A 7,893-nucleotide genomic window follows, 5' to 3' on the forward strand; every position below is an offset into this window, starting at 1 on the left:
ACTGCACCAGGGCTTCCAGATCGTCGAACGGCTCGCCCAGGACGACCGGCAGCCCGACCAGGCCGTCGTAGCCGATGATCCCAACCTCGGCGGCATCACCGTCTTCCAGTGGTGCCAGCATCGACGCCCAGCCGCGCTCGGGGAAGTAGATGGTGGTGATCGGCTGTTCCGGCCGGTGCAGGACCTCGCGCAGTTCCAGATCGACTGGCACGAGCTGGGGCCACAGCCGGGCCAGGCTGTCCGGCGGCAGGGCCGCCAGCAAGCGGTTACGGGTGGTGGGCGTGGATGGATCGGACGAGGCCACAGACGGCTCCCGCAAGAGACTGGCGGGAGCACGCGTACCTCTCTCAGCCGCCCGCGCCGGATGGTCTCGGCGGGCGATAGCTTACATATGGGGTGCACGACGTCAGTTGCATGGACGCTGCCGTACCGCCGGCAGCACAAAGCCGCCCTCCCCCACCTGCGGTCCGGGTGCTACGGCGGATCGAACGAAGGACATGGGCAGGAGCGCCTGGTCAGGCAGTCCTGTCCATCCACAGCTGGTCCAGCAGGATCTGCCGCCGTTGCTGCCACTGCGCCTGCAGGCATTCCATCTCCCACAGGACCAACTCCGCCGCGATGGTGTTCTGCCCAAGGCCGCGTAGCCGCGCGAGGTAAACCAGCTGCCAGCCAATCCGTAGATCGCTCTCGGCAAGACCCTGCTCGACCTGCTCAAGGAGGGTCTCTTTTCTCAAGCGGCTCGATATAGCCACCGATCTCTCCGATCGGGCCTGCCAACGGCCGCATGGGACACCGGCACAGGACCAGTGGCAACGCCAACCAGCACGGCGCACCTAGCCGTAGCTACATGCCCTCTACCTCTGCATGATCGCTGGGCTGGAACACGTGGGGAGGATGCGTCTTGCCGAGCAGCGAGCAGATGATCGAGCGGCAGCGGATCCTGGCCAAGTTCGGCGAGTTCGCCCTGCGCAGCGATGAGCTTCAGGAGGTGCTGACCGAGGCCTGCCGTCTGGTCGGCCAAGCACTTGGCACGGATTTGGCCAAGATCATCGAGATCCAGCAGGACGAACAGTGCTTGCTCGTCCGCGCGGGTGTCGGCTGGCAGCTCGGCATCGTCGGCCAGATGCGCCTGCCAATGGGCGAGCGCTCGTCCGAGAGCTATGCCATCGAGGTCGGCGAGCCGGTCATCACCCAGGACATCGACAAGGAGGAGCGCTTTGCCTTTCCAGACTTCATGAAGGAGCACGGGATCGTGGCACTCGTGAACGTGCCGATCGTCGTTCCGGGTGGTCAGGCCTATGGGCTGCTTCAGGTGGACAGCCTCAAGCCGCGCACGTTCGACGAGGAAGACATCGAGTTCCTGCGCACCTATGCCACCATCCTCGGCCCGGTGATCGATCGCCTGCACAAGGTGCATGACCTGCAGGTGGCACTCGATACCAACCAGCGCCTGCTGCACGAGCTGCAGCATCGCATCAAGAACAACATTGCCATCATCGCCAGCCTGGTGCGAATGCGCGTCAGACAGACGACGTCGGAGGAAGCGCGCACGGAGTTGCAAACGCTGGGCGAGCGGATCGACACGCTGCGCCTCATCCACGAGCAGCTGTATGCCGCCAGAGCCACGGATCGCCTCCAGCTTCGGCCCTATCTGACCAAGCTCGCTGAAAGCCTGAAGAACCTGCACCAGGGCGAGTCGGGCAAGGTCAAGCTCGAGGTCGAGATCGACGAGATCGAGGTCGTTCCGGAGACTGCGCTGCCATTGGGCCTGATCCTGAACGAGTTCGTCACCAACAGCCTGAAATATGCCTTCGACAACAACGAAGGGCTGATCACGGTGCAGCTCCAGACCTTGGAAGATCGACGCTGCCACGTCCGATTTGCCGACAACGGTAGAGGACTGCCGGCCGAGCCTCGTCCTTCGGCTGGCGGTTCTGGTGCGGGCATGAAGCTGATCGAGGGCTTGGTCCGGCAGCTGGATGGCAAGGCAAGCTGGTCGTCGTCAGGAGGCACTACGCTTTGCCTGGAGTTCACCGCTCGTTGAAACATGCACTCATGCTGCGCTGGTTGATCCCAGGCTCGTGGTGTCCTGTTCGTGTATAGGATTGACGATAATCCCGGAGCCCTACCAGAGCATGCGGCGCTTCGAGAAGCCGGTCGACATGCAGGAGGTGGTCAGGGCGGTGCTGGCTTGAGCACGTGATTCAGCCCCGTCGACGGCTGCGTTATCATGACGACAAACTGGCAGTTGTCGTTGCTTAGTTATCTGCACAATAGCCAATGTCTTGGTGGCTCGTTCTGCTCCCCCTGAGGGAAATCCGCCAAAAGCTAATGTTCAAGGCGGACCTCTTCCGCCGGGTCACCTCACCTTCCCCTGACATGCCAGGAGGCTGGGTCGGCTATAGCCCGTTCTTCTCCAAGACGTGCTCAAGCCCAATCATCAGGACAGCCTGGGTGGAGAGCCTGCTGCGTGCCTGCAGTGTTTTAAGCCGCTGGAAATCCGTCTCGCTGACCCGAAGCGTCAGGGCCACCGTCCGTTCTGTCCGATGGGGTACCGGGATTGGTGGGGGCTCCGGCTCGGCCTGTACGGGAGCCGGTGGTGGGGGTGGAGCCGCGGGGGCGGCCGGTGCCGATGACAGCACATCACTCACGCTCGGCACTGCAGTGCCTTTGCGCATAATCAAGTCCGCGCCGGGCATCGCCACCTTGATTTTGCTCATGTCGGCCTCCGCCGGTTGAGCCGGTTCCAGATATAGGTCCAAAGCTCGCGCATCTCCCCTGCCCCAGCGCTTTGTGGGTCGATCTCCTGGGCAGTGTAGCCTTCAGTGAACGCAGTCGCGAAATCGATCCGGTCGTGCAGGCTAACTGGTGCGACCGTGCCATGTTGGGACAGAAGTACGGCCGAGGCGGCCGCAAGTCGGGTTCTGGGCTTGACCGCGTTGAGAACAAACACCATAGGCTTGCCAAGCGCATCGACTAAGTCGACCGTCTTTCCAGCAGCTCGAAGATCGATCGGGCTTGGCCGGGTTGGGATCAATACTAGGTCCGCTACTTGCAGTACCATCACAATATTTTCGGTAAGCGCCGGCGGGGTGTCGATGATGACCAGATCGAAACCCTGGCCCTTCAGGTTGCGCAGTTGATCGGGTAGCTGAGCCAAAGAGACGCTCGCCATGGCCGGCGCTTCGGCTTGGCGCGAATTCCACCAGTCTGTAAGCGATCCTTGTGGGTCAGTGTCGATCAGGGCGACCCTGCCATGTCCCTGAAGGCCTGCCTCTACTCCGAGGTGGGCGGAGATGGTCGTCTTGCCGACCCCGCCCTTCTGCGCTGCCATTGCAATCACATGCACCCGAATGTAATCCTCACGTTTAGCGTCACCTTACGTCAAATGACGTAAGTCACTAAAACCGACGTCGATTGACGTCATATCTCTCCGTGGGGCCACCATTATGGTCTACGATCAGCCAACGCAAGCTGTTGACGTCAAACTACGCCATATGACTTACCTATACGCGACGTTGACGTCATATGACGTAGAGAACGGTGCTCTAGCGTATGGTTCGACAGGGATCGAGCCGAATGGGCCGGTTCAGCTTGTAGACCATCCCATGAGCAGAGCTTGCTCCTGCTGGAAGTGTTAAGCTTGTCAGAGAAGACCTTGACTAACTGGCGATCATCGATGGCCTGCTTGTCTCGAGCGGAGTGTTGTTGCCCCGAATGACGGACAGAGTCACTGGGCTGGACGGGCGGCGATGAACTCGCGGGGTGAACGGTATCCGAACGCCTTATGCGGGTGAACGTCGTTGTAGTGGGCCAGCCACACGGGCAGGAGCCGCAGGAAGGCTTCGGCATTAGCGATGGACGAGACGCGGACGTAGTCGCGCTTGAGCGTGCGCACGAACGCCTCGGCCATGCCGTTCGACGGTGGGCTTTCCATCGGCGTCGTCCGCGGCTCTAGGCCTACGTCCACGGGCGAAGCGCCGCGTCTCATGGGCGACGTAGCCAGACCCGTTGTCGGTGAGCCACTCAATGGTGCGTGGCACACGGCTCACCTGCCCAAGGCGGCGCTCGACGGCGGCCACCATCAGATCTCGCACCTCCTCACCGCCAATTCCTCCTGCGGTGGCCACGAAGCTACAGCAGTCCAGCGCGAAGGCGACCCTGACCCGCTCGCCATTCTCGCACGCCACCTCGAAGGCGTCCGAGCACCAGCGCAGATCAGACGCCTCGACCTCCCCTTCACGGCCTTCTGGCCGCGCCTGAGGTGCAGATCGGATCGAGCATCTATTGATGCTCGATGGTCTTCTTGCCGAGCAGAAGCTGCAACTCCCGGATCTGGTTCTGGAGCGCCCGGTCGTCGGAGGCAGGCACCACCTCCTCCTCGGCACCAGTGGCGGTGAGCGTGCCCGGGGCCGCCAGCCGCCGCCAAGTGAAGAGCTGGTTCGGATCCACCCCGTTCTGACGGGCAACCAGGCTCACTGTCATGCCCGGAGCGAAGGTCTGCTCAACAAGTTGCATCTTCTCGGCAGCCCTCCAGCGGCGTCGCCGCTGCACCGAGGCGCTGATCTCAACGCAATCCAAGGGGCTGGTCGTACAGTCGGTCATAAGCCCCACACTTCCCAAGTGCGGGACCCTGTCCCGGTCAGTTTGAGGGCAACCTCACGACCGCACCAACTCATCTTGGGATCGTACATCTAGCCTTTCATATCTGCATTGGAGCGCTGAGGCAGCTCACAAGATATCGCTATTATCCTACGCTACTTGACGTCAGCTGACGTAGAACGACAGCAAGGCCCGCCTAAGAAACATCCTTGCTAGTAGCATATGCGACGTAGATTGACGTCATATGCCGTCAGACAATGTCACGTCACTTGACGTCAGATGGAGTGGTTCTGCCCGATCTTCACCTAGAAGCCCTGGATCACATCGACTGGTCAGTGAGGGCCGCAAAGGCACCAGCAGGTCTACCCTCGGTGCTGGGTCCTTCTACGACCGCCACTGTGCTGATAACACTTGCCTTGCTGCAATCAAGTTGCTGCCGGGGCCACCGTCGAAGATCGGCATCCAGGTTTACCCACGCTCTTGGAGCGCGTCCGCGCCAGATCCCGGCAATTTGGGCATAAGACCCGCCTTGTGAGAGCAAGGACGTCCCGAAGGCGCATCGCTGGAGCGGGGAGGGGAGCCATACGGCTCCGTGTCTGGTCCGTCGAGGTCGAGCAAGCGGCCATAGAGGCCGAATTGGAGTTCCTGCAAGGCGAGATCCATCGGCATGCCGTTGATCTCCCCGTCATTTGCATCGATATATGATTGTTTCTAGGATGCTGAGATTGCCCGCCTTGGCTGGACAGGACCTTGCTGGCGTCACCGACCGAGATCAGGACGAGACCTTACCGAACGCCATAACGAAGAGCTTGTTGCCGAGCTCGACCAGCAGGCGGAAGCGAGGATCAGGATTCGAATTCATTAGCAGACGGCGATTTCGACTGATCCTGGCCACGTAGGACGCCCATACAAGTTTTCTGTAGTTCTAGAGAGCCCAGGTTACTCATGCGTCTCCTTGGTACGCTTACGGGACGCCCCGCTTCTCGTACCATTTCCGGCAGAAGCCGATGAAGGCTAAGTCCGGGTTGGTCGGCGGCATACCCGTCATCGCGATGAAGTCTCGCCATTCCTTCTCGATAAAGTAGACATCCCAACCAGGCGCAGCGATGCGCGCATCGTGATAGGTCTCGGCATCGAGCGGCGGGACGGTAGGGCCATTGTCGGCCTGAGCCGCTTTCGGCAGCTTCGGCATAGTGTCCCGGTTGCGGAACACGACCATGTCGCCCTTATCCAGCGTGATCGCATAATCGGGCATATGACTCGTCACGATGTCCTTCTTGACGATCTCGCGAACCATACGTCGGAATTCGCGGCTGGCAGAGCCGGAGCCGCACTTCTCCTGCAAGGTTGCCAGCGGCATCCGCCATTCAGGGTTGCGGCCACAATGCTTGCGGGCAAGCTCGTAGATGCGTCGTTCCAATGGCCTGCGCAGGAGGAAATAGTCTGGGTGTAACGTCAACACCTCGCGGTTGACAACGGCATTGTACACCCAGTCGGACAGCCTGATCTCGACCATTTGCATGCGGCCGTCACGGGTCTCACGTATCGTCTCCGCTTTATCGATGAGACCGAAGACGTTGTACTGCTCGACTCCTCCGGTCACGATATTCGTGACGATCTGGGTGCCGCGAAGGCGCTCCAGCGATGCCTTGAGGTCGGCATAGCCCTCGCCGCTCGTCTGACGATTGGTAGCCTTCAGCATCTCCTTGGCGTGGAAGCGCAGGACGGGGAAGACCTCACGCCCAGCGTTCAAGGCAGCCATGAGCTGACTGATGCAGTAGATCAGCAGGTCACGATCGTGGATCGTGGCAAGCCCTCGATAAGAGGGTTGGATTTCGACATAACTGGGGCCGTTCTCGTAGCGGAGAAGCCGATGATCCGGCTTCGTGGACAGCGAGAAGATCGGGTGCTCCATGGAGGCCATGTCGCCCTTCCAGGTGACATCAAATAGGTCGCAGACGAAGAACTGCGGTGTTGGTTCTGGCTCGCCTCCGCCTTGTATCGTCATTTACCCACGCCTTGCCATCAACGTCACTTCACCCACATCTGGAACAGAAACGTCATTTCACCCACTGGTCAACCATGAACGTCATTTCACCCACGTTTAGGATAGAAACGTCACTTCACCCACACTGTGAATAAAAACGTCACTTCACCCACAGCATAACGTCACTTCACCCACGCTCGGGGTAGTTTTCGCCTGTGTTTTCAATGACTTCTAGAGGCTAAACACTAAGACTCTTAAACACATTTTTAAACACTATAGCTGCCTGTGGATAACCGTTCGGTCTCCCCCAAGTACCCGCTCAGCGCCCTTGTTCACTTAAGGATGCCGAGCAGTGCGCAAATCAGCTGATTCCCGACACCATCCGGAGCTGCCAGAGCTAAGCATCTTCCTCTCCTGCTCATACTGGACGACAACCACTGCCGGATTGGCTACCGGTACGGCAACCTCCTCTGCCAGTTTTCCGCCTATGCAAATGGGTGTGCGCTTGCTTCATCGGCCGAGTTGAGGGTGGGCTACCTCAGATTGACCCTTGTCCTAGCACGTCACATCCTTTGGGCAGGAGCAGGCAGCGAGGGCATAGGCAATGGCGAGAGCTTGGTTGATCGGCACCGCCCTGGCCATGCTTGCAGGGCTCACGTCCGCGGCCGACGCGCAGTCAGCGAGGATGGATCTGACCGCCGCACAGCTGCGCGACGGCACTATCCTGAAGCTGCACGACAACCAAGCCTTCCTGCCGCCAGATGGGGCACGGGCTCCGCTCGAACCATTCTCGGGCACGCTTCGCTTGAGCGAGGTCGAGATGACGACCGAGAAGATTTTTAAGGTGCGCCAGGTGCTGGGCAAGGACCCGAAGATCTTCCCGAGCGTGGCCCTGTCGTTCTTCACCGAGGGCAGCGACCTCGTGCCGCTGACGCAGGATGTCATCCGGGCCGGATCGACGGCACAGGGCCGGAGCTACTGGGACATCATCGTGCAGCCGGGCCGGGTCTGGTCAGAACCGGGAGATGATGGCTGGTCACGTGCCTCCTTCCCGTTCGCGCTGATGCACTCGCTCGAGGGGGAAACCCATAACGGGGTCGCGACCTTCCTCTACAAGGGCAGTGAGGTCACCGGCCTGCAGTTCCAGGTCATCCAACAGACCTCACCCTACTACATCGAGGACTACTTCACGGCTTGGGGCAGGGCGCCGGCAAGCTTCACGGAGCTCGGGGAGACAGAAACCTCCCTGCCACGCGAGCGTTACCGGCAAGCCCTTGCTCATCAGGTGGAGATCCGCCCCTGGA

The 7,893-nt window shown here is 60.5% G+C and carries 5 protein-coding genes and 3 pseudogenes; 2 read left to right on the plus strand and 6 right to left on the minus strand.

Annotated features, from left to right (window positions below; genetic code table 11):
- A pseudogene (locus tag VHL31_RS01140) lies at positions 1-304 on the minus strand (Crp/Fnr family transcriptional regulator); the annotation flags it as partial.
- 211 nt (positions 305-515) lie between these two features.
- Complete coding sequence (locus tag VHL31_RS01145; RefSeq protein ID WP_329659364.1) at positions 516-734, minus strand: hypothetical protein; 219 nt, start codon at positions 732-734, stop codon at positions 516-518.
- A gap of 167 nt (positions 735-901) precedes the next feature.
- Here VHL31_RS01145 and VHL31_RS01150 point away from each other — a divergent pair, with 167 nt between their 5' ends.
- Entirely contained in the window at positions 902-2,044 is a 1,143-nt protein-coding gene (locus VHL31_RS01150) for a sensor histidine kinase (protein WP_329659365.1), read from the plus strand.
- Positions 2,045-2,399: 355 nt separating this feature from the next.
- Here VHL31_RS01150 and VHL31_RS01155 read toward each other — a convergent pair whose 3' ends face one another.
- The 4 genes and pseudogenes from VHL31_RS01155 to VHL31_RS01170 form a co-directional block, all read right to left on the minus strand.
- Positions 2,400-2,720 carry a hypothetical protein gene (locus VHL31_RS01155; protein WP_329659366.1) on the minus strand — a complete coding sequence of 107 codons (321 nt, stop codon included), beginning with the start codon at positions 2,718-2,720 and terminating at the stop codon, positions 2,400-2,402.
- The gene (locus VHL31_RS01160; RefSeq protein ID WP_329659367.1) at positions 2,717-3,349 is read right to left on the minus strand and encodes a ParA family protein; all 633 of its coding nucleotides are present in this window, start codon (positions 3,347-3,349) and stop codon (positions 2,717-2,719) included. The genes VHL31_RS01155 and VHL31_RS01160 overlap by 4 nt, the downstream gene beginning before the upstream one ends.
- Before the next feature lie 381 nt (positions 3,350-3,730).
- Positions 3,731-4,605, minus strand: a pseudogene (locus tag VHL31_RS01165) (transposase).
- 961 nt (positions 4,606-5,566) lie between these two features.
- On the minus strand, positions 5,567-6,610 hold the full coding sequence (locus tag VHL31_RS01170) for a replication initiator protein A (protein WP_329659368.1): 1,044 nt from the start codon (positions 6,608-6,610) through the stop codon (positions 5,567-5,569).
- 583 nt (positions 6,611-7,193) lie between these two features.
- Here VHL31_RS01170 and VHL31_RS01175 point away from each other — a divergent pair.
- Positions 7,194-7,893: pseudogene (locus tag VHL31_RS01175) on the plus strand (hypothetical protein); the annotation flags it as partial.

It is taken from the genome of Geminicoccus sp. (assembly GCF_036263595.1).
In the GTDB taxonomy this organism is placed as follows: domain Bacteria; phylum Pseudomonadota; class Alphaproteobacteria; order Geminicoccales; family Geminicoccaceae; genus Geminicoccus.